This window comes from Actinoplanes sp. NPDC049681 (assembly GCF_044465265.1).
Classification (GTDB): Bacteria; Actinomycetota; Actinomycetes; order Mycobacteriales; family Micromonosporaceae; genus Actinoplanes.
The window spans coordinates 892,481-913,820 of record NZ_JBITLP010000003.1; the positions used below are offsets into that span (position 1 = coordinate 892,481).

Consider the following 21,340-nt stretch of genomic DNA (forward strand, 5'->3'; position numbering starts at 1 on the left):
CCCGGAGACACGGCTCGCTGGATCGGGTGATTGCGGTGCGCACGAGAGATCACTCCTGATAGGATTCGAACATGAGTTCGAATGACGCCATCGAGGCGCTCCGCGCCGCCGGCCGTGCTCTGGGGGACGTCGACGTCTCCGGATGGGACGACACCATCCTCACCGACCAGCTCGCGGAGCTCTCCGCGGTCCTGTGTCATCTCGATGCTCAGCTGAGCCGCGTCGCGGACGCCGTGCGAGCCCGCGGTTACCGCATCGCGGAGCCCGTCGCGGCCTGACCTCGTGCAAACGTGCCGCCTGCTGCCCCGAGGTTGCGGCCGATCGTGGGCGAAACCGCGCCGGCTTCGCCACCGGTGCGTCGGCAGGCGGCGAAACCGCCGCCGCGTTCGCCGGCCCTGTCGCCACGGGGTCGGCGGAACGGCGGGTGGGCCGCCGGATCCGCCCCGATCCGGTCGGTGGTCCGGGCCGGCCCGCATGTCCCAGTAGGCCGGCCCGGCAAGCTTCCGCACGGCTGTACAGCGCTCCGGCCCGCAGCATTCCATCCTTCTGCTGCGGGCCGGAGCACCGCCGGCCGGCGGTCGCCGCCGTCTTGACTGCTTCACGGGGGAGCGCGTCACGACGGCCGGAAATTGTCGTAGGTGGCTGCCAGGATGGGTCCGTGCAGTTCCTGGACCTGGCAGCCACCTCGGCAGCCGTCACCGCCGTCCCCGGCCGGAAGGCGAAGATCGACCTGCTGGCCGACGCCCTCCGGCGCCTCGATCCGGACGAGGTCGCTCCCGGGTCCGCCTATCTCGCCGGGGAGCTCCGGCAGCGGCAGACCGGCGTCGGCTATGCCGCCCTGCGCGACCTGCCCCCGCCCGCAGTCGAGCCGAGCCTGACCGTCGCCGAGGTCGACGAGCGGATCGCGGCCATCTCCGTCGTCGCCGGCGCCGGTTCCCAGGCCCGCCGCCGCGAGTTGCTCGCCGAGCTCTTCGGCCGGGCGACCGCCGACGAGCAGCGGCTGCTCGTCGGGCTGTTCGGCGGCGAGCTGCGCCAGGGCGCCCAGGCCGGGCTGCTGGCCGATGCGATCGGCCGAGCCGCCGACGTTCCCGTCACCGCCGTCCGGCGGGCGCTGTTGCTCTCCGGCGACCTCAAGCAGGTGGCGGTCGCTGCGCTGGGCGGCGGCGCCTCCGCGCTGGCCGGGATCAGCCTGCGGGTCGGCACCCCGCTCACCCCGATGCTCGCCAGCAGCGCCCCCGACGTCGACGCCGCCCTGCTGGCCACCGGGTCACCCGCCACCGTGGACGTCAAGCTCGACGGCATCCGCATCCAGGTGCACCGCTCCGGCGACGAGGTCGCCGTCTTCACCCGCAGCCTGGACGACATCACGCCCCGCCTGCCCGAGGTCGTCGCCGCCGCGCGTGCGCTGCCCGTGACCGACATCGTGCTCGACGGCGAAGCCATGGCCCTCGACACCGACGGCCGTCCGCGGCCCTTCCAGGAGACCTCCAGCCGCGCCGCCACCCGAGGCGCCCGCCGCGGTGCCGCGACCGGTCCCGTCGAACGCCCCGCGCTCGTCCCGTTCTTCTTCGACCTGCTGCACCTCGACGGCAACGACCTGCTCGACGAGCCCGGGCGCGTCCGCTGGGCCGCGCTGGCCGACACCCTCCCGCCGGCACTCGTCGTCGGCCGCCGTACGGTCGAGAGCGCCGAACAGGCCAAGGAAGCCTTCGCCGCCGCCCTCGCCGCCGGTCAGGAGGGCGTCGTCATCAAAGCGCAGGAAGCGCCGTACGACGTGGGTCGCCGCGGCGCCGCCTGGGTGAAGGTCAAGCCCCGCCACACCCTCGACCTCGTGGTCCTGGCGGTGGAATGGGGCCACGGCCGGCGCAAGGGCTGGCTGTCCAACCTGCACCTGGGCGCGCGTGACCCGCGTAGCGGTGGCTTCGTGATGCTGGGCAAGACCTTCAAGGGCCTGACGGACGAGTTGCTGCGCTGGCAGACCGAGCGCTTCAAGGAACTGGCCGTCGACGATTCCGGCTGGGTCGTCACGGTACGCCCCGAGCAGGTGGTCGAGATCGCCTTCGACGGCGTCCAGTCCTCACCGCGCTACCCGGGCGGCGTGGCGTTGAGGTTCGCTCGGGTGCTGCGCTACCGCGACGACAAGCGTGCGGAGGAGGCGGACACGATCGACATGGTGAGAGCCATCGGCGGCCACCCGTCCCCCGAAGGCTGACCAGCCGAAAGCGTGTCGTCCGCGACGGTTCCGGGCCGCGCTGCGCGGATGCTGGCCTGCGCTGCGACGGCGCCGGGTCGTGCTGCGAGGGCGCCGGGCCGCGTCTCAGGGGGTCAGAGGGCGGCGAGCGACCGCACATAGTTGACCTGCTGGTGGACGTACGTGACCTGCGTCTGATCCGTCACCGGGATCCGAGCGACATATTGCCTCGTCCCGTTCGTCACCGTGACCTGCACCGTTCCCTGCGAGACCGTCACCTTGACCAGCAGGAACAACAGGCTGAACACCGTCAGCACGCAGAACCCCGCGATCGCCGCGACGATCGCCCACTTCGGGATCTTCGTCTCGTTGTGCCAATAGTCGTGGACAGTCCACGTGGAACCCGCCAGCGGAATGTCTCCGGCGGGCGTGTGCACGACGGTCGACGTAACCCCCATATCCCCGATCTGCACGATCACCGGACCGGGCACGGCCGGCAGGTCCGCGACGGGCGGGGGAGGGGCCGGCACGCTCCACGGGTCGCTCGCGGCCGGATCCTGGGGAAACGTCACCCCAAGAACCCTAGCGGGGCTCACTGGCACACGAAACGCCCACGCGAGCGGAGAAGCCGTGCCGGCGGAAAACGACGCCTCAGTCCGGCGCCTGGCTCGTCGGCACAGGCTTCCCCCGCCGATCCGCTTCCTCCACCCGATCCACCCGCTTCTTCGGCCCGTCCCCGCGAGCCTCTCGCCGCGCCTGCCACCCGTACGCCAGAAGCGCCATCACCGAGAACATCCACCACTGCACCGCGTACCCGCCGTTCTGCCACGAGTCCTCGTGATCGATCGGGATGCGCGAGAACCCCTGCGCCGGGTCGCTCTGCAGCACGTAGGCCCCGTACACGGGATAGGGCATTTCCTTGGCCAGATGCGGCAGTGAGATCCTCCGGGTGTCCAGCCGCCCGTCCCGGCGCGTGATGGACGAGGGCCGGCTCTCCGAGAGGTGGACCTGCCCGACCACCGTCACCTCGCCGGCCGGGGGCGGGGACGCGACCGGCGGCGAGATGGCGTCGCCGTTCTGGGACGGGACCCAGCCGCGGTCGATCAGGACCGCTGTCCCATCCGGCAGGACCAGGGGGGTGACGATCTCGAATCCGACTTTGCTCTCGACCGTACGCCCGCGGGCCTGGATCTCGTGCGTGGCGTCGTACCGTCCGGTGACAGTGACCTTCGTCCATGCCCGGTCCTCGCCGGGCCGGGGTCCCAGCGTGCCCGCCGCAGTGGGCTTGACCAGCACGGACGTCAGCGGGACCGCCGGTGCTGAGTCGGCCGCGTCGATGCGATCGTTGATCGCGCTGCGCTCGTGGTACCGGTGCAGCTGCCAGTTGCCGAGGAACACCATGACCACCGAGGCGGCCACGGTCAGCACCGCCGCGGCGAGCCAGCGGGGGGTCAGCAGGAACCGGTACACGACCCGAGGCTACCCGGGCGGCGACGGCGGCTCGCGGCTGGCAGGTAGGGTGCGACTTCCGGCGGGCATATCACGTCGGCGGCGTTTTCCACATCCCCGAGGGAGCCATGATGACCACCCCTTCACGTCTGGTGGTGAGCGCCCCCTCGTCCGGGCACGGCAAGACAGCGGTTGCCGTCGGGTTGCTGGCGGCCTGTGCGGCGCGGGGTGTTCCCGCGGCCGGGTTCAAGGTCGGGCCGGACCACACCGATGCGGCGTACCTGGGGCTTGCGGCCGGCCGTCCCGGTCGCAACCTCGACCCACGCCTGGTCGGCGCCCAGCGCATCGCGCCACTGTTCGCCCACGGTGCGGCCGGCGCGGACATCTCGATCATCGAGGGCGCGATGGGGCTCTTCGACAGCCTCACCGGCCAGCCCGAGATCGACGGCACCGCTGCGGTCGCGGCGGCACTGCGCGCGCCCGTACTCCTGATCGTCGATGTCGCCGCCATGGGCCATTCGCTCGCAGCGCTCGTGCACGGCTTCCGGATGTTCGACGAGATGGTGCACCTCGGCGGCGTCGTGCTCAACCGGGTCGCGTCGCCGCGGCACGAGGAGATGCTGCGCACCGCGTTGGACGACATCGGTATGCCCGTACTCGGCGCGCTGCGTCGCGGTGACCTTCCCGCGGTTCTGCCGGCGCGCGCTCAGGGTCCGGTGCCGGTCGCCCACCGTACGGTCGAAGCGGTCCGCGCGGTCCGCCGCCTGGGCGAAGCCGTCGCCAACGCGCTCGACCTGGACCGCATCATGGCCCTGGCGGACACCGCGCCGGCGCTGCCCGGCACGCCCTGGTCGCCGGTCGACGCCCTGGCGGAGGCGACCGGCGAGCCCCCGGTCCCGCTCGAGACCCGCCCGGTGATCGCGCTGGCCGGCGGACCGGGCGCGCCGTACACGTACGTCGAGACGGCCGAGCTGCTGGCAGCCGCCGGAGCGGACGTCGCGGTGGTCGACCCGCTGCGCGACGAAACCCTCCCACCCGGCACGAGGGCCATGATGATCGGCGCCGGCCTCCCCGAGGGCTACGCGGAGGAACTCTCGGCGAACCGCCGCCTCTGCGCCGCCGTCGCCAAGCTCGCCCACGAGGGCGGCCCGATCGTGGCGGAAGGCATCGGCCTGCCCTGGCTCGGCCGAGACTTCGACGGCCGGCCGATGTGCGGCGTCCTGGACGCGTCCGCGACGACGGGCGCCCAAACGGTGGCGGGATATCGCGAGGCGACAGCGCCGGCGACCTCCCCGCTCGCCCCGGCCGGAGCGCGCATCACCGGCTACAAGCAACACCGTGCGATCGTCGCCCCGCGCGCGGGTCAGGTCCCGGCCTGGACGTGGTCGGGCGGCAACCCGGAAGGCTTCGTCTGGCGCCAGGTGCACGCGTCGCAGCTCGGCCTGCACTGGGCCGGAGCGCCGGAGATCGCGCGGCGCCTGGTGGTGGCGACCGCGCTGCCGGTCCCCGCGACGCCCATCCCGGCGCAGGTGGGGATGCCGGGAAGCCCGTCGGCTCCGGCTCCGCCGTCACCACGGGAAGACGATCCGGGCGAGGCCACGTTGTCGCTCACGGCCGTGACACCCCCAAAATCTTGATGGGTACGCGCACACGAGCCCAGTGACACCAAAGCTCGCGACCGCCCTTGCGTGCACAGGGTCACTGTCCGGCCCGCGTCGTCGGCGCTCGGTGTCATCGCCCTCACCGGCCGACGGCCGCGTGGTGTCCTCGCGGCCCGCACCCGTGCCTCGGCGTTCTGCACTCGTGGTCCGCACCCGTGCCTCGGCGGCCCGCTCCAGCCGGCCAGTTACCGCCCCTGCCGCCCGCAGGCGGCCCCGCTATCGCCCTCACGTGCCCGCGGCCAAAGGTCCTGCGCCGCGCTCAGCGGATGGCGTTTCGCGCCCGGCGGATCACGTTCGGCGTCGTGTCGCGCCCTGCGTGTCGGCGCGCGACACGCCGGGCGGCAATAGTCGCACCCTGGCCTTACGGTGAGAGGGTCCGCGAGAAGGGAGAACGACCGTGGCAGATCGTGTGCCGCTCGATTTCGACCCGCCGGTGCGTCAGATCCGGTCCCTGCTGTTCGGCATCACCGACGACCACCTCACCGCGCCGACGCCGTGTCCCGACTGGACCGTCGGCGACCTGCTCGATCACCTGATGGGCCTCTCCTGGGCCTTCACCCAGGCAGCCCAGAAGAGGACCGACGCCCCCGGCACCGATTCCGCCCCGCCCCAGCCCTCTGCGGCCAACCTCAACCGCCACTGGCGCAGCCGCCTCCCGGTCGTCCTCGAAGACCTCGCGACAGCCTGGAGACAACCCACGGCCTGGGAAGGCACAGCCCGAGCGGGCGGCGTCACCATGCCGGCCGCCGCCATGGGCACCGTGGCGATCAACGAGCTCATCATGCACGGCTGGGACCTGGCCCGAGCCACCGGCCAGGAATACGCGGCCGACCCCCGCACCCTCGAGCACCTCATCGAGTTCCTGTCCCAAGGCCCGGCGCAGGGCACCCCCGGCCTGTTCGGCCCGGTCGTCCCGGTGGACGACGAAGCGACCCTGCTGGAGCAGGCAGTCGGCCTGGCCGGCCGCGACCCGCACTGGCGTCCCGTCACAGCACCCCACTGATCGGAGAAAGGCCCCCCACAAGCCCTCATCGCGCGGTCGAGCCTCCGGCCGTCCCCCACCCGGCCGGCGGCGAACCCACGCGCCGCAGCTCAGCCCCCGTGCACCATCTCATCCGGCGGCGGAGTGAACTTCTCCTTCGGAAGCCCCTTCAGCGCGTCCTTCAACGTCTCCGCCACGGTGAACTTCGAGATCGTCCCCCGGCTCGTCCCCACTGTGTTGTCCGGGTTATCCGGATCGGCCACGAATGCCGCCGCCGCCAGCTGAGGTGTGAACCCGCAGAACCAGGCGCTGCGGTTGCTGTCCGTCGTACCGCTCTTGCCTGCCACGGGCCGGTGCAGCGTCGCGTACACCATCGGCGAGGTCTCCCACCCGCCGCACGAGCCCTTCGCCGCGCCGTAGCCCGTCACGCAGCGGGCCGCGTCCGTTGCCGCTTGGGCCACTTCCGGGCGGAGGGCCTGGTGGCAGCGGGGGCCGGCGACCTTCTTCCCCTTGTACTCCAGGCTCGCGCCGTCGCGGGTGTTGATCAGGCGGACCGGGATCGGCTCGCAGTACTTGCCCTCGGCGGCGAGGGTGGCGAAGACGTTGGCCATCTCGATCGGGGTCGCGTCGCTCACGCCCAGGGTGAAGGCGCCCCAGCCGTCCGCGTGCTCCGGCGTGGCGAGCATCTTGTCGATTTCGGTACGCCATTTCAGGCCGAGCCGCTCCGCCATCCGGACCGCCTTCTCGGCACCGACCTTCTGCTCGAGCTGGACGAAGTACGTGTTGACCGACTTGCCGAAGCCGCTCCACATGGTCTGGCGGCCGCTCATCGAGGCGCTCGAGTTCTTCGGGCACCAGTGGATGCCGCAGGTGGCCGGGCCCGGGGCGGTGATGTATTTGCTGACGTACCGCTGGGGGGCGTTGAAGGCGGTGTCCAGGGGCATGCCCTCGTCGAGGGCGGCCAGCATGGTGAAGATCTTGAAGGTCGAGCCGGCCTGGTAGCCCGCCATGTCCCCGCCGCCGAGGAGCGGGTTGACCGTGTTGGGGTAGTTGCCGCGGACCTTGCCGCGCAGGTGGCGGTCGCTGTGTTCGCCGTTGTTCCGCTGGTCGAGGGAGTAGCGACGGTTGACGGCCATGGCCTTGATGCGGCCCGTGCCCGGTTCGATGACCACCTCGCCGTGGGCGTAGACGCTCTTCCTCTTCTCCTTGTCGAGGATGTGCTTCATCGCCGATGCCTGGATCTCCGGGTCGATGGTGGTCACGACCTTGTAGCCGCCGCGGCGGAGGTTCTCGAGGCGTTCCTGGGCGTTGGCGCCGAAGGCCGGCTGTTCCATCCACCAGTTGCGCAGGTAGTCGCAGAAGAAGCCCCAGTCGCTGTGCTTCTTCGGTACCGAGACGCAGTCGTTCGGCGGGCTGGTGAGCTTGAGCCTGATCTTGGTCTTCTTGGCGGCCCGCCCTTTGTCCTCGCTGATCGTGCCCATCTTGACCATCTGGTCGATGACGTAGTTGCGCCGCTCGGTCGCCGCCGTCTGGTCGTTCACGGCCGGGTCGTACGCCGACGGCGCCTTGACCAGCCCGGCGAGGGTGGCCGCCTCGGTCAGGGACAGGGTCTTGGGCGTCTTGGAGAAGAAGACCTCCGAGGCCGCGAAGATCCCGTACGCCCGGTGCCCGAAGTAGGCCGAGTTCAGGTACCGCTGCAGGATCTCCTGCTTCGACACGCGCTGCTCGAGCTCGATGGCGAGGCGCATCTCCCGGAGCTTGCGCGCGGTGGTCTGCTCGGTGGCCTCGAGGGCCTCCTTGGGCGTCTTGGCCCCGTCGCGCAGCGCCATGCGGACGTACTGCATGGTCAGCGTCGACGCGCCCTGCGAGACGCCGCCGGCCTGCTGGTTGGCGACGAAGGCGCGGGCCACGCCCTTGGGGTCGACGCCGTTGTGCTCGTAGAACCGGGTGTCCTCCGAGGCCACGATCGCCTTGAGGATGTACGGCGACATGTCCTCGATCTTCGTGGGCTTGCGGTGCTCCTCGTAGAACATCGTGAGCAGCGTCTTGCCGTCGTTCGCGTACACGTAGGTGGTCTGCGCGGACGGGACGACCGAGAGCTGCTCGGGCATGCTTTGCAGCGCGTCGGCCCCGTTCTTCGCCTGGACGCCGGCGAGGGCGACCAGGGGGAAGAGGAGGCCGGCGATGGCGAGCCCGGCGATGAGTCCGGCCCGGATGAGCGGGGCGAGCCGTCCAGCTTTGGCGAGTCCGGTCTTCGTCACCCTTCGAAGGTATGACAAAACCGCTCATGTCCCGACGGAACGGCCGAAGTGGCCGCCGGTTTCCGATCCGGCATGCTGGCGGGGTGGAGACGGAGATCCGGCATTCTGGCGGGGTGGAGATGGATCTGCACCACCACGGTGATGCCGAGGTGGCGCCGGGGCTCGTGGACCTGGCGGTCAACGTACGGCGGCAGCCGATGCCGGCCTGGCTCGCCGGCCCGATCGCCGCCACGCTCACGGATCTCGCCGCGTACCCCGACGCGACGCGCGCCACCGAGGCCGTCGCCCGCCGCCACGGCCGGGAGCCGGGGGAGGTGCTGCTGACGGCCGGCGCCGCCCAGGCCTTCGTGTTGATCGCCCGGGCGATCGCCGCGAAGCGCCCGGTGGTGGTGCACCCGCAGTTCACCGAGCCCGAGGCGGCGCTGCGCAACGCGGGCCACGAGGTCGGCCGGGTCCTCCTGCGCGAGCAGGACGGGTTCCGCCTGGACCCGGCGGTGGTGCCCGACGACGCCGACCTGGTCTTCGTGGGCAATCCGACGAATCCCACCTCCGTGCTGCACCCCGCCGGCGACATCGCCGAGCTCGCGCGGCCCGGCCGGGTCCTGGTCGTCGACGAGGCCTTCGCCGACACCACCTGGCGCGCCGGCGTCGACGGCGAGCCCGAGTCGCTGGCCGGCCGCTCGGACCTGCCCGGCGTGATCGTGATCCGCAGCCTCACCAAGACCTGGGGGCTGGCCGGCCTGCGGATCGGTTATGCCCTGGCGGGGCCGGATCTGATCACCCGGCTCGCCGCCGCCCAGCCGCTCTGGGCGGTCTCGACCCCGGCCCTGGCCGCGGCCGAGGCCTGCGCGTCGCCGGTGGCCGTCGCGGCCGAGCGGGAGATCGCCGCCGCCCTCGCGGCGGAGCGGGACCATCTGGTTGCCGGGTTGCGGGGCGTGCCGGATGTCACTGTCGCGGGCGATCCGGCCGCCGCTTTTGTCGCGCTGCGCCTTGCCGGCGCCGACCAGGTGCGCCTTGAGCTGCGCAAACGCGGGTACGCGGTCAGGCGCGGCGACACCTTTCCGGGGCTGGGTGCCGACTGGCTCCGAGTAGCCGTGCGCGACACTGCCACCAGCGACGCGTTCCTCGCGACGCTGACCGACGTGCTGAAGGAGCGCCAGTGACCCTGGAGACGACCCTCGCCGCCATCGGACCCGCCGATGAGCCGGCCATGGCCGCCGCCCGTGACCTGCAGTCCCGGCTCACCAAGCCGGCCGGCTCGCTGGGCGCCCTCGAGGAGCTGTCCGTACGCCTGTCCGGCCTGGCCGGGACCTGCCCGCCGCCGATGCCGGAGCCGGCCGCCATCGCGGTCTTCGCCGGGGACCACGGGGTGCACGCCCAGGGCGTCACGCCGTGGCCGCAGGAGGTCACCGCACAAATGGTGGCCAACTTCCTGGCCGGCGGGGCCGTGATCAACGCGTTCGCCCGGCAGGTCGGCGCCTCGCTCATGGTGGTCGACGTCGGCGTTGCCGTACCGCTGCACGGCGGCGACAACCTGCTGGATGCCAACGTGCGCCGGGGGACCCGGGACCTGGCCGTCACGGCCGCCATGACGCAGGAGGAGGCGCGCGCCGCCCTCGAGACCGGCATCTCGGTGGCCGGCGCGCTCGTGGACGGCGGGGCCAAGTGCCTGCTCACCGGCGACATGGGCATCGCCAACACCACCCCGGCCGCGGCGCTGATCGCGGCCTTCACCGGCGCGGCCCCGGCCGACGTCACCGGTCGTGGCACGGGCGTCGACGACGAGACGTACGCGCGGAAGGTCGACGTGGTCACCCGCGCGCTCGCGCTGCACCGCCCGGACCCGGCCGAGCCGCTCGCGACCCTGGCCGCTGTCGGCGGCCTGGAGCACGCGGCGCTGGCCGGCTTCATCCTGGGCGCCGCGGCCCGCCGCGTACCCGTGATCGTCGACGGCGTGATCGCCGCCTCCGCCGCGGTGACCGCCGCGGCGTTCGCGCCCGACGCCGTCGCCGCGATGGTCGCGGGGCACCGCTCGGTCGAGCCGGGCGCCTCCGCGGCTCTCGCCCACCTGGGCCTGACCCCGCTGCTCGACCTCGGCATGCGGCTCGGTGAGGGTACGGGCGCCGCCCTGTCCCTCCCGGTCGTCGCCGGCGCGGTCCGCGTCCTGCGCGAGGTGGCCACGTTCGACTCGGCGGGGGTCTCGGAAAAGTGAACCTCTACCCGTTGGCACTGCGGCTCGAGGGCCGCCGGGTGCTCGTCGTGGGCGGCGGGGCGGTGGCGACCCGCCGCATGCCGGCCCTGCTCGCCGCCGGGGCGCGCGTCCAGGTGGTCTCGCCGGTGCTCACCCCGGCGCTGCGGGCGCACGCGGACGCGGGCCGGTTGTCGTGGCGCGAGGGCCGGTTCGAGCCGTCCGATCTGGACGGTGCCTGGCTGGTGCAGGTCGCCGTGGACGACCCGGGGGCGGCGGCCGAGGTGAGTGCGGCGGCCGAGGAGCGCCGCGTCTTCTGCGTACGCGCGGACGACCGCGACGCCGCGACGGCCTGGACCCCGGCGGTGACCCGGCAGGGGCAGATCACCGTCGCGGTGACCGACGGCGGTGACCGCCGCAACGCGATGGCGTTGCGGGATCTGATCGGCGCCGCGCTGGAGAACAACGAGCTGCTCACCCACCGCGCGGAGCAGGGGCAGGTGTTCCTGGTCGGCAGCGGCCCGGGCGACCCCGAGCTGATCACGGTCAAGGGCCGCCGGCTGCTGAACCGGGCCGAGGTCGTCGTGACGGACCGGCTGGTGCCCGGCATGCTGCTGGACGAGCTGCGCCCGGACGTCGAGCTCGTCGACGCCGCCAAGATCCCGTACGGGCCGTCCGCGGCCCAGGAGGAGATCAACCGGATCCTGGTCGAACGGGCGCAGGCCGGCAAGTTCGTGGTGCGGCTCAAGGGCGGTGACCCGTTCGTCTTCGGTCGCGGCGGCGAGGAGGTGCTGGCCTGCGCCAAGGCCGGCGTACCCGTGACGGTCGTGCCCGGGGTGACCAGCTCGATCGCCGCGGCCGCGCTGGCCGGCATCCCGGTCACCCACCGCGGGGTCGCGCACGAGTTCGCGGTGGTCTCCGGGCACGTGCCGCCGGAGAGCGATCAGTCCCTCGTGGACTGGGCGGCCCTGGCCCGGCTGCGCGGCACCCTGGTGATCATGATGGGCCTCAAGAACCTGCCGAAGATCGCCGAACGGCTGCTGGCCGAGGGGCGCGCCGCCGACACTCCGGCCGCGGTGGTTCAGGAGGGGTCGACGAGTTCGCAGCGGGTCCTTCGGAGCACGCTCGGCGAGGTCGCGGCGGCTACGGCCGCTGCGGGGCTGCGTCCGCCCGCCGTCGTGGTGATCGGGGATGTCGTTCCCGTGCTGGGATAGTCACCGTACGGGTGGGTAACTCGCATCTATGAGTGAGCGACCGCAGATGACATTGGCGGGGGTCACGCTGGACGCCCCGGACGCGCAGGACCTCGCGGCGTTCTACCAGCGGCTGCTGGGCTGGAACGTCGTGCAGGACGAACCGGGCTGGGTGACGCTGGGCGCGCCCGCGGGCCCGACCGCCCTGTCGTTCCAGACCGAGAAGGACTACGTCCGCCCGGTCTGGCCGGCCGGCCCGGACGACCCCCAGATGAGCGTGCACCTCGATATCCGCGTCGACGATCTCGACGCGGCCTGCGCGCACGCGGAGAAGGCGGGGGCCACCCGGGCCGACTTCCAGCCGCAGGAGGACGTCCGGGTCTATCTCGACCCGGCCGGCCATCCGTTCTGCCTATTCCTCTGAGGCCGGCTCGCCGCCGGCACCGAGCTCCTCGAGGAACGAGCGGGCCCACTCGGCGACGTCGTGGGTCCGCAGGTGCCGCTGCATGACCCGCATCCGCCGCTTGAGCTCGGCCGGCTCGGCGCCGACGGCCCGCAGCAGCGCGTCCTTGACCCCGTCCGGGTCGTGCGGGTTGCACAGGAAGGCCTGCCGCAGCTCGGTCGCGGCGCCGGCGAACTCGCTCAGCACCAGTGCACCGCCGCGATCGGACCGGCAGGCCACGTACTCCTTGGCGACGAGGTTCATGCCGTCGCGCAGCGGGGTGACCATCATGACGTCGGCCGCGACGTACATCGCCGCCAGCTCCTGCTTGCTGTAGGACTGGTGCAGGTAGTGCACGGCGGGCATGCCGACCTTGCCGAACTCGCCGTTGATCCGGCCCACCTCGCGCTCGACCTTCACGCGCAGCGTCTGGTAGTGCTCGACGCGTTCCCGGCTCGGGGTCGCGACCTGCACCATCACCGCGTCGGGCACGTTGAGCTTGCCGTCGGCCAGCAGCTCCCGGAACGCCTTGAGGCGCAGCTCGATGCCCTTGGTGTAGTCCAGCCGGTCGACGCCCAGGATGATCGTCTCGGGGTCGCCCAGCTCCGCGCGGATCTCCTTGGCCCGGGCCTGCACCTTCGGGTCCGCGGCCATCCGTTCCATGTCCGCGGTGTCGATGCTGATCGGGAAGGCACCCGCCTTCACCTTGCGGCCGTCGACCTGGATCGACTGGCCCTCGTAGCGCAGCCCGAGCAGGTGCCGGGCGAGCCGGACGAAGTTCTGCGCCGCCAGGCGCTGCTGGAAGCCCACGAGGTCGGCGCCGAGCAGGCCGCGCAGGATCTCGGCGCGGAACGGCATCTGCATGAACAGCTCGATCGGCGGGAACGGGATGTGCAGGAAGAAGCCGATCCGCAGGTCGGGCCGCATCTCCCGGAGCATCGCCGGCACCAGCTGCAGCTGGTAGTCCTGCACCCAGACGGTCGCGCCCTCGTCGGCGACGTCCGCCGCGGCCTGCGCGAAGCGCTGGTTGACCACCCTGTACGCCTCGCGCCAGCGCCGCTTGTACACCGGCGTCTCGACGGCATCGTGATAAAGCGGCCAGATCGTCGCGTTCGACTGGCCTTCGTAGTAGCGCTCGAGCTCCTCCGCGCTGAGCGGCACGGGATGGATGTGGATCCCTTCCAGCTCGAACGGCTCCGGTGCTTCGCCGTCCCCGCCGGCCCACCCGATCCACGTGCCCCGCTGCTGGGTCAGCACGGGGTGCAGGGCGGTCACGAGACCCCCTGGACTCGGGCGCCACTGCCGCTCGCCGTCGACGATGACCTCGTCCACGGGCAGGCGGTTGGCGACTACGACGAAGGAACTTCGTTCGGCCACGCTGAGAGCACCTCCGGGTCGTTCTGGTTCCCCGCCGTTGAGCCTACTGTGCGTAGCCAGCCGGGGCCTGTCGAGGCACGTTCCGGCTGCGCCGCACCACTTCTGGCGAACAGGTGCCATCCTTGGCCGGTGAGCCTGCCCGTTGATCTTCCCCCGCCGCGGCGACCACTGTTCTTCCCTGTGGTCATCGCCACCGTCTTCCTGAGCATCATCGGGATGTCGGCCGGGTTCGCCCTGGGCACCCGCCACGAGGATGCCCGTGCCACGTCCTCCCCGAACGCGACGGACACGCCGGTGCAGGACACGTCGATCGAGTGCCCGCCGGAGATGCACCAGACAGCCCTCCGGCTGGGCATCACGGGCCGGCTGATCCAGGTCCTGCGGGTGCGCGCGGACGCCACCGGCACCACCGTATGGATCTGCCAGGATCCCGACGGCAAGCTCTACTATCAGGCCAATCGGGGCGGTGAGGAGGCCAAATGGGTCGAGGGCGAGACCGCGCTCTTCCTCTCCGACGTGACCGAGGACGGCAACACCTACACCGCCAAGGCCGCGGACGGGAACACGTTCGTCGTCAACCGTAGCGAGCTGCGGGTCACCAGGAACGGCAAGGAGACGACGTACGAGGTGCGGCCGGAGGAGTGACCGCGCGGGGAATCCTTGTGCGACGGGCGGGGTTGTTGTAAGCGGCCGGGGAGCGACCTGGAAAGATTGTGCTCCCATTCCGGCACCGGAATTCAACTCACGGAGGTAGGCCGCACCGTGGCCCAGTTCATCTACACCTTGGAGAAGGCGCGCAAGGCGCACGGCGACAAGGTCGTGCTCGACAACGTGACGCTGAACTTCCTGCCCGGGGTCAAGATCGGTGTCGTCGGTCCGAACGGCGCCGGCAAGTCCAGCCTGCTCAAGATCATGGCTGGCGCGGACCAGGTCAGCAACGGTGAGGCCCGGCTGATGCCCGGCTACACCGTCGGCATGCTGGCCCAGGAACCCCCACTCAACGACGCCAAGACGGTCCTCGGCAACATCGAGGAGGCCGTCGCGGAGACCAAGGCCAAGCTCGAGCGGTTCAACAAGATCGCCGAGCAGATGGCCACCGACTACACCGACGAGCTGATGGAGGAGATGGGCAAGCTCCAGGAGGAGCTCGACCACTCCAACGCATGGGACGTCGACTCGCAGCTCGAGCTGGCGATGGACGCCCTGCGCTGCCCGCCGCCGGACGCGGACGTCACCCAGCTCTCCGGTGGTGAGCGCCGCCGCGTCGCGCTGTGCAAGCTGCTGCTCGAGGCGCCCGACCTGCTGCTGCTCGACGAGCCCACCAACCACCTGGACGCCGAGAGCGTGCAGTGGCTGGAGCAGCACCTCGCCAAGTACGCAGGCACGGTGATCGCCATCACCCACGACCGGTACTTCCTGGACAACGTGGCCACCTGGATCCTCGAGCTGGACCGCGGCCGGGCGTACCCGTACGAGGGCAACTACTCCACCTACCTGGACAAGAAGGCGGCCCGCCTCGCGGTGCAGGGCCGCAAGGACCAGAAGCTGCAGAAGCGCCTCACCGAGGAACTCGAGTGGGTCCGCTCGAACGCCAAGGCCCGCCAGACCAAGTCCAAGGCCCGCCTCGAGCGCTACGAGGAGATGGCCACCGAGGCCGAGAAGACCCGCAAGCTCGACTTCGAGGAGATCCAGATCCCGCCGGGCCCGCGCCTGGGCAACACGGTGATCGAGGTCAACGACCTGGTCAAGGGCTTCGACGACCGGGTGCTCATCGACCACCTGTCGTTCTCGCTGCCGCGCAACGGCATCGTCGGCATCATCGGGCCGAACGGCGTCGGTAAGACCACCCTGTTCAAGACCATCGTCGGGCTGGAGAAGCCGGACGAGGGCTCGGTGCGCATCGGCGAGACGGTGAAGCTGTCGTACGTCGACCAGAACCGGGCCGGGCTCGACGGCAGCAAGACCGTCTGGGAGGTCGTCTCCGACGGCCTCGACCACATGATGGTCGGCAAGGTGGAGATGCCGAGCCGCGCCTACGTGGCCGCGTTCGGCTTCAAGGGCCCGGACCAGCAGAAGCCGGTCAAGGTGCTCTCCGGCGGTGAGCGCAACCGGCTCAACCTCGCGATGACGCTCAAGATCGGCGGCAACGTGATCCTGCTGGACGAGCCGACCAACGACCTCGACGTGGAGACGCTGTCCAGCCTGGAGAACGCGCTCCTGGAGTTCCCGGGCTGCGCCGTGGTCATCTCCCATGACCGGATGTTCCTCGACCGGGTGGCCACGCACATGCTCGCCTGGGAGGGCACCGAGGAGGACCCGGACAACTGGTTCTGGTTCGAGGGCAACTACGAGGCGTACGAGAAGAACAAGATCGACCGTCTCGGCGCCGACGCGGCCCGCCCGCACCGGGTGACCTACCGCAAGTTGACGCGTGACTGAGTCTTCCCGCGGCGGAAAACCCAAGGGAAGACCTTGATGGAGAGATTCACCTACGAGGTGGCCGTGCGCTGGTCCGACATGGACGCGTACGGCCACGTCAACAACGCGCGCTTCCTCACCCTGTACGAGGAGGCGCGCGTCGCCATGTTCTTCGTCGGCGCCCGGGCCCAGGGGCTCACGTCGTTCGAGGAGGGCATCGTGATCTCGCGCCACGAGATCGACTATCTGCGCCCGGTGGACTACGGCGACCCGGTACGGATCGAGCTGTGGATCTCCGAGCTGCGGGCCGCGTCGTTCACGGTGGCGTACGAGCTGTTCGACGGCGACGTGCTCGCGAGCCGGGCCCGGTCCGTGTGCGTGCCGTACAACCTCGCCCAGGAGTATCCGCGCCGGCTGACCGAGGCCGAACGGGCCTTCCTGAAGCCGTACCTGGACGCGTGAACCATGGTTGACCACGGCATCCGCGGGGTCGCCGACGCCGGGGCCTTCCTCGCCCGGCTCGTCCGCCTCGACCGTTCGCTCCCGGTCCGGCTGCGGTCCGCCCGGTCCGGACGCACCGCCCTGTGGGCCCGGCTGCCCTGGGGCGTGCTGGTCACCCGCGAGGTCGAGGGCCCTGGACCGGGCGACGCCACCGTCTCCGCCGGCGATCTGCTGACCGTGCTCGCGGCCGGCGGCATCGAGCTGCCCGGCCGGCGGGACGCCGATTGGCGCTGGCCGCTGCCCCCCGCGGGCGGTGAGGCCGTCGAGTCGGTGGCCGCCGCGGAGCTGAGCCGTCTGGCCGCCGCCGCGGCGAGCACCCTGCGCGAGGTGAACGCGGGCGCTCTCGGTGAGCGCTCGGTGGGGCAGCGGGCGGTCCGTGACGCCCTCCTGGATCACGTCGCGCTGACCGTGACACCGGCGCAGGGCGACCCTGTGGCGGTCCCGCAGCGGCTCGTTCAGGCCGTCTCCCGGATGGGTTTTCTCGGTACGGCCGATGTGGACGGTCCGGCAGCACGCGTGTGCGTAGCGGGACGATGGGTGGGACTTTCGGCACCATATGGAGTCGCGTGGCTACAGCCGGTCCCGGAATTGACCGTTATGCCTATAGGGGGTCACCCGAAAGGGTGATGCTGCATCGGTAGTCCGGTCGCGCCCTCCCTTTGAGGGGATGACCTCCGCGACCTGTACGGGTACCGTCGCCCCCGGGTCACCGCTACGTCCGGCGGCTGACCTGCTGGGGAGTGAGGTGCACAACGATGCCGTGGTGGTCATGGCGTCCCGGGTCGTCCGGAGACAACGAACCCGAGAGCGGTGGCGAGGTCGCGCTGCAGCGCGGCGTCCGCGTCGGCGTGCCGGCGCAGCGGGAGCCCGAACGCTCGGCGATGTCCTCCGCCGATCTGTCCACGATCGATGAGCCCGAACAGGTCGCCCCGGTCGACCTGACTCGGATCGGCAAGGCCCTCGATCTGCTAGACATCCGGTTCCTCGCCGACGGCGGCGGCAGCCTGCTGGCGATGTGGGAACGGCACGCGGTGCTGTTCACGCTCGAGGGCCCGGACGACGAGATCCTGGTGATGCGGGCCCGGCCGCACGCGACCGTCCCGCCCGACTGGGCCGACCGCGCCTACCGCGTGGTCAACGAGTGGAATCACACCCGCCGCTTCTGCAAGGCGTACGTCGGCGATCCCACCGAACGGGGACAGCTGCCGATCTACGCGGAGCTGCAGGTGCCGCTGGCCTCGGGAGCCCACGAGGCACTGCTCGTGGAGATGCTCGACTGCGGGGCCGCGGTGGCGACCTCGTTCGTCGACTGGCTCCACGACGAGGGAGCCTTGTTGTAAGGCAGGCACATGGAAAAGGCCGGGCCCGACGGGCCCGGCCTTCCGTTTTTGCAGGTCAGGCCGGCGGGAACATGCCTACCCGGCCGTGGTACTCCTTGCCGAGCTGGTCGGTGTCCCAGCCGACGATCAGGCCCTGCGGCACGGCCCGGAAGGCCCGCACGCCCACGTTGCGCTTGAGGGTCGGGTTCCACGACAGCGCCCGGCCCGTCGTCGGGTTCAGCGCACCGATGCCCACCCGGGACACCGCACCCGGGCCCGGTCCCTTCGCGTCGCTGCCGAACGGATTGTCCAGGTAGCGCTGGTGGCCGCCGACGTACACGGCGCTGCCGGTCACCGCGACGGCGTAGAGGGAATCGCCGCCCGTGCGCTGCACCCAGGTCGGGTTGTGCTTGCCGCCGCCGGCCGTCTCGAACCGTGCCGCCGAGTCGCAGAGCTTCGTCGGGGAGGAGGCGCGTCCGGTCGACACCACCACGAAGTAGCGGCCGTCCGGGGAGAACTTCACCTGCCGCAGATACGTGTCGAAGCCCTTCATGCACTCAGCCTGGTACGCGTCCGTGTACCAGCTCAGGACCGTCGCCGCGGTGCCCGAGGTGTCGAAGAGGGCTATCTGCGTACGGCTGACCGAACCGACCTTCAGCACCGCCCCGATGATCACCAGCCGCTTGCCGTCGGGGGAGAGGTCGAAGTGCTCCACCCGGGTACGGCTCAGCCCCGGCGCGGAGAGCTTGGCGTCGAAGCCGGTGTCGACGGCGCCCGAGCTGGTGTGCACCCGGGCCAGCCCGACCCGGGCGACGCCGTTGACCGCGCTGAAGGTGCCGCCGAGGTAGAGGCGGCTGCCCTGGGCGACGAGGGCGCGTACGTCACCCCAGTTGATCTTCGCGGTGAAGCCGGGCACGCGGGCGCCGTCACCGACCGACACGCGGGCCACGCCGCGCTGGGCGGCCTGGTTGACCGTCTTGAAGGCGCCGCCCAGGTAGACGGTGTTGTCCGCGCCGGCCGCGAGCGCGTAGACCGCCGCGTCGACCTGGGGGGCGAACGGGCGCACGATGCCGTCGTTCAGCCCGTACGCGAAGACGTTCTTCCGGTCGTAGGTCAGCTTGCGGGTGCTGTCCTGGACCTTGGTGAAGCTGCCGCCGACCACCACCGTGTCGCCGACGACGGTGATGGCCCACACCGTGCCGTCCAGGACGTGGGGCGTGTTGTCGACCGGGTTGGCCGACACCACGGCGGGTTGGGCGAGGTCGGCCGCCGCGGGCATCGCGCCCAGCAGGGTGGCGCAGGACAGCGCGGCAGCGGCGAACAAGCGGCGTCGCATCGGTGGCAGCTCCTGGAAGATCGGGGCGCGAGTCAACCGATCAACGAGCGGCGCGGCCTCAGGGATTCGCGTCCATGGTGTTGACCATGAAGTACGCCGCCCGCTCCATGTACTCCCAGAGGGCGGTGTGGTGCGGCTCCGGCAGGTCGAGCGAGTCCACGGCCTCGCGCATGTGCAGCAACCAGGCGTCGCGTTCCTCGGGGCCGACCCGGAACGGCGCGTGCCGCATGCGCAGGCGGGGATGCCCCCGGCTGGCCGAATACGTGTTCGGCCCGCCCCAGTACTGCATCAGGAAGAGCGTCAGCCGCTCGGCGGCCGGTCCGAGGTCCTCCTCCGGATACATCGGGCGCAGCAGCGGATCCTTGGCGACACCCTCGTAGAACCGGTCGACGAGCCGGCGGAAGGTGGGTTCGCCACCGACTGCCTCGAAGAAGCTGACCTCGCTCACCCGTCCAGTCTGCCAGCAGCGGTCGGGCGCACCGGGCCGGGTGTGACGCGCATGGCGGACCCTTCGGCCCTGCCGTCCTTGGGTGGGCCGGGCTCCCGCCCCGCGGTGGCGGTGCCGGCGGCCGCGGCCCGGCCGGGCCAGCGGGCGACCAGCGCGGCCATCAGGACCAGACCGCCGAAGCTCCAGAGCCCCATCACGAGCGGGATCGACGTGTGCTGGGCGATGCCGCCGCTGACGATGGCGGCGAGACCCTGGGTCAGCTGCATCCCGCCCTGCATGACGCCGTACGCGCGGGCCCGGTAGCCGTGCGGCAGGGTGAGCACGAAGACGCCGTTGAGCGTCGGCATGAGCACGCCCTGGGCGACCCCTGAGATCGTCACGAGGACGGCGACCACGGTGGCGTTCGGTGCCCAGGCGGTCAGCGCGAGGGCGAGGGGCATCAGCACGGCGAACGGCCTGACCAGATGCGTCTTGCGGGACGGCGGCACCAGCCGGCCCACCACGAGACCGCCGACCACGAATCCGACCGGCCCGGCGGCCATGATCAGACCCTGGTCGAAGCCGCGCGCCGCCGGGTCGTCGTGGAACAGCGCCGCCCAGCCCGCCGCGAGGCCCTCCGGCAGGATCGTGAACGTCGTGAGGGCGAAGACCATCAGGGCGATGGACCGCAGCAGCGGCGTACCGAAGACGAGCCGGTATCCCTCGCTCGTCTCGCGCAGCAGATGGCGCCGCCCGGCCGGGCTGGCCGCGGGCGGCCGGGGCCGCACCCCGCCCGCGATGATGGCGGCCGAGACGAGGAAGGAGATCGCGTCGAGGGCGATGCCGAGCCGGGCGTTGATGCCGACGGCCAGGGTGGCGCCGGCCAGGTATCCGAAGACCTGTGCCGCCTGCGCCGTAGAGGAGTTCACGGCCAGCGCGGTGACGACGTGCTCGCGCCGGACGATGAGCGGGATGAGCGCGGACCGCGCGGCCTGCGTCGGCGGGGCCCCGAGCATCGCCAGGAAGAGCAGCACGAAGATGGCCGGCAGCGGCATGCCCGGCAGGGCGAGGAGCGCGATCGGGACGGCGCGCGCGAGGTCCGAGACGATCAGGACGCGACGGTACGGATAGCGCTCGGCGACCGCCGCCAGCACCGGCCCGCCGATGATCCAGGGCAGGTAGCTCACCGCGAACGAGGCGGCCGACAGGAGCACCGACTCGCTCTGCTGGTAGACGAGCGTGATGATGGCCGCACGGGCCAGGTAGTCGCCGACCCAGTTGACGATCAGGGAGACGTACAGCGCGCGATATTCGCGGTTCGCGAAGACGTCCCGGAAGGCCACCGGGCGGTCCGGCTCCGCCGCGCCGCCGGCTCTGTCGCCGGGCCGCGCAGCGGGTCGGTCGTCGGACACCCGGGCCCTCCATCGATGGCGACGGCCGGCGGGATCGCCGACGGCGGTCGGTCGGACGCCGGTCACCGGGCGGTTCCGGCTGTGCTCTTCCGGCTGGCGTACGTGACGCTGCATGTGCATATGCGTCTTGCACGATTCTGCCCGATCGGCCGAGCCCTGGCTAGGGCGTACGGGCGGATTGTC

At 71.5% G+C, this 21,340-nt stretch carries 20 protein-coding genes; 13 read left to right on the top strand and 7 right to left on the bottom strand.

What is annotated here, in order from left to right; genetic code table 11:
• The first annotated feature begins 71 nt into the window (after window positions 1-71).
• Window positions 72-278, top strand: coding sequence for a hypothetical protein (locus ACIBO8_RS14145; protein WP_396115551.1), 207 nt, complete (start codon window positions 72-74; stop codon window positions 276-278).
• 380 nt (window positions 279-658) lie between these two features.
• The gene (locus tag ACIBO8_RS14150; protein WP_396115552.1) at window positions 659-2,212 is read left to right on the top strand and encodes an ATP-dependent DNA ligase; all 1,554 of its coding nucleotides are present in this window, start codon (window positions 659-661) and stop codon (window positions 2,210-2,212) included.
• Between the two features lie 113 nt (window positions 2,213-2,325).
• Here the strand turns inward: ACIBO8_RS14150 and ACIBO8_RS14155 are convergent, their stop codons facing one another.
• Window positions 2,326-2,763, bottom strand: coding sequence for a hypothetical protein (locus ACIBO8_RS14155; protein ID WP_396115553.1), 438 nt, complete (start codon window positions 2,761-2,763; stop codon window positions 2,326-2,328).
• A gap of 79 nt (window positions 2,764-2,842) precedes the next feature.
• Window positions 2,843-3,661: an SURF1 family protein gene (locus ACIBO8_RS14160; RefSeq protein WP_396115554.1), complete on the bottom strand. Its 819-nt coding sequence runs from the start codon at window positions 3,659-3,661 to the stop codon at window positions 2,843-2,845.
• A gap of 110 nt (window positions 3,662-3,771) precedes the next feature.
• On the opposite strand from ACIBO8_RS14160, the gene ACIBO8_RS14165 reads away from it, so the two are divergent.
• Window positions 3,772-5,277, top strand: a complete 1,506-nt coding sequence (locus ACIBO8_RS14165) for a cobyrinate a,c-diamide synthase (RefSeq protein ID WP_396115555.1) — start codon at window positions 3,772-3,774, stop codon at window positions 5,275-5,277.
• Window positions 5,278-5,698: 421 nt separating this feature from the next.
• Window positions 5,699-6,304: a TIGR03086 family metal-binding protein gene (locus tag ACIBO8_RS14170; RefSeq protein WP_396115556.1), complete on the top strand. Its 606-nt coding sequence runs from the start codon at window positions 5,699-5,701 to the stop codon at window positions 6,302-6,304.
• A gap of 89 nt (window positions 6,305-6,393) precedes the next feature.
• On the opposite strand, the gene ACIBO8_RS14175 is transcribed toward ACIBO8_RS14170, so the two are convergent.
• Window positions 6,394-8,544, bottom strand: coding sequence for a transglycosylase domain-containing protein (locus ACIBO8_RS14175; protein ID WP_396115557.1), 2,151 nt, complete (start codon window positions 8,542-8,544; stop codon window positions 6,394-6,396).
• Window positions 8,545-8,627: 83 nt separating this feature from the next.
• On the opposite strand from ACIBO8_RS14175, the gene cobC reads away from it, so the two are divergent.
• From cobC to ACIBO8_RS14195, 4 genes are read left to right on the top strand one after another with little or no spacing between them, the layout of a single operon-like run.
• On the top strand, window positions 8,628-9,707 hold the full coding sequence (cobC, locus tag ACIBO8_RS14180; protein ID WP_396115558.1) for an Rv2231c family pyridoxal phosphate-dependent protein CobC: 1,080 nt from the start codon (window positions 8,628-8,630) through the stop codon (window positions 9,705-9,707).
• Window positions 9,704-10,756 carry a nicotinate-nucleotide--dimethylbenzimidazole phosphoribosyltransferase gene (gene cobT / locus ACIBO8_RS14185; protein WP_396115559.1) on the top strand — a complete coding sequence of 351 codons (1,053 nt, stop codon included), beginning with the start codon at window positions 9,704-9,706 and terminating at the stop codon, window positions 10,754-10,756. The genes cobC and cobT overlap by 4 nt, the downstream gene beginning before the upstream one ends.
• The gene (gene cobA, locus ACIBO8_RS14190; protein ID WP_396115560.1) at window positions 10,753-11,946 is read left to right on the top strand and encodes a uroporphyrinogen-III C-methyltransferase; all 1,194 of its coding nucleotides are present in this window, start codon (window positions 10,753-10,755) and stop codon (window positions 11,944-11,946) included. The genes cobT and cobA overlap by 4 nt, the downstream gene beginning before the upstream one ends.
• A gap of 28 nt (window positions 11,947-11,974) precedes the next feature.
• Window positions 11,975-12,349, top strand: coding sequence for a VOC family protein (locus ACIBO8_RS14195; protein ID WP_396115561.1), 375 nt, complete (start codon window positions 11,975-11,977; stop codon window positions 12,347-12,349).
• Here the strand turns inward: ACIBO8_RS14195 and ACIBO8_RS14200 are convergent.
• Complete coding sequence (locus tag ACIBO8_RS14200) at window positions 12,338-13,744, bottom strand: trehalose-6-phosphate synthase (RefSeq protein ID WP_396115562.1); 1,407 nt, start codon at window positions 13,742-13,744, stop codon at window positions 12,338-12,340. The two genes, ACIBO8_RS14195 and ACIBO8_RS14200, sit on opposite strands and share 12 nt — an antisense overlap.
• A 129-nt stretch (window positions 13,745-13,873) precedes the next feature.
• On the opposite strand from ACIBO8_RS14200, the gene ACIBO8_RS14205 reads away from it, so the two are divergent.
• The 5 genes from ACIBO8_RS14205 to ACIBO8_RS14225 all read left to right on the top strand — a co-directional run bounded on the left by ACIBO8_RS14205 (window position 13,874) and on the right by ACIBO8_RS14225 (window position 18,003).
• Window positions 13,874-14,389, top strand: a complete 516-nt coding sequence (locus ACIBO8_RS14205) for a hypothetical protein (protein WP_396115563.1) — start codon at window positions 13,874-13,876, stop codon at window positions 14,387-14,389.
• 117 nt (window positions 14,390-14,506) lie between these two features.
• Entirely contained in the window at window positions 14,507-16,183 is a 1,677-nt protein-coding gene (gene ettA, locus ACIBO8_RS14210) for an energy-dependent translational throttle protein EttA (RefSeq protein ID WP_396115564.1), read from the top strand.
• Window positions 16,184-16,216: 33 nt separating this feature from the next.
• The gene (locus ACIBO8_RS14215) at window positions 16,217-16,624 is read left to right on the top strand and encodes an acyl-CoA thioesterase (RefSeq protein WP_396115565.1); all 408 of its coding nucleotides are present in this window, start codon (window positions 16,217-16,219) and stop codon (window positions 16,622-16,624) included.
• A gap of 3 nt (window positions 16,625-16,627) precedes the next feature.
• Window positions 16,628-17,290 (top strand): hypothetical protein, encoded by a 663-nt coding sequence (locus tag ACIBO8_RS14220; RefSeq protein WP_396115566.1) that lies wholly within the window; start codon window positions 16,628-16,630, stop codon window positions 17,288-17,290.
• Window positions 17,291-17,418: 128 nt separating this feature from the next.
• Window positions 17,419-18,003: a YbjN domain-containing protein gene (locus ACIBO8_RS14225; RefSeq protein ID WP_396115567.1), complete on the top strand. Its 585-nt coding sequence runs from the start codon at window positions 17,419-17,421 to the stop codon at window positions 18,001-18,003.
• Window positions 18,004-18,058: 55 nt separating this feature from the next.
• Here the strand turns inward: ACIBO8_RS14225 and ACIBO8_RS14230 are convergent, their stop codons facing one another.
• Genes ACIBO8_RS14230 through ACIBO8_RS14240 form a run of 3 tightly spaced genes read right to left on the bottom strand, consistent with a single transcriptional unit; the run spans window position 18,059 to window position 21,157 of the window.
• A complete protein-coding gene (locus ACIBO8_RS14230) occupies window positions 18,059-19,318 on the bottom strand; it encodes a PKD domain containing protein (protein ID WP_396115568.1) in 1,260 nt (419 codons plus the stop codon).
• 58 nt (window positions 19,319-19,376) lie between these two features.
• Entirely contained in the window at window positions 19,377-19,766 is a 390-nt protein-coding gene (locus ACIBO8_RS14235; RefSeq protein ID WP_396115569.1) for a globin, read from the bottom strand.
• A complete protein-coding gene (locus tag ACIBO8_RS14240; protein WP_396115570.1) occupies window positions 19,763-21,157 on the bottom strand; it encodes an MFS transporter in 1,395 nt (464 codons plus the stop codon). Before ACIBO8_RS14240 ends, ACIBO8_RS14235 begins: the two co-directional genes overlap by 4 nt.
• Between the last annotated feature and the right edge of the window lie 183 nt (window positions 21,158-21,340).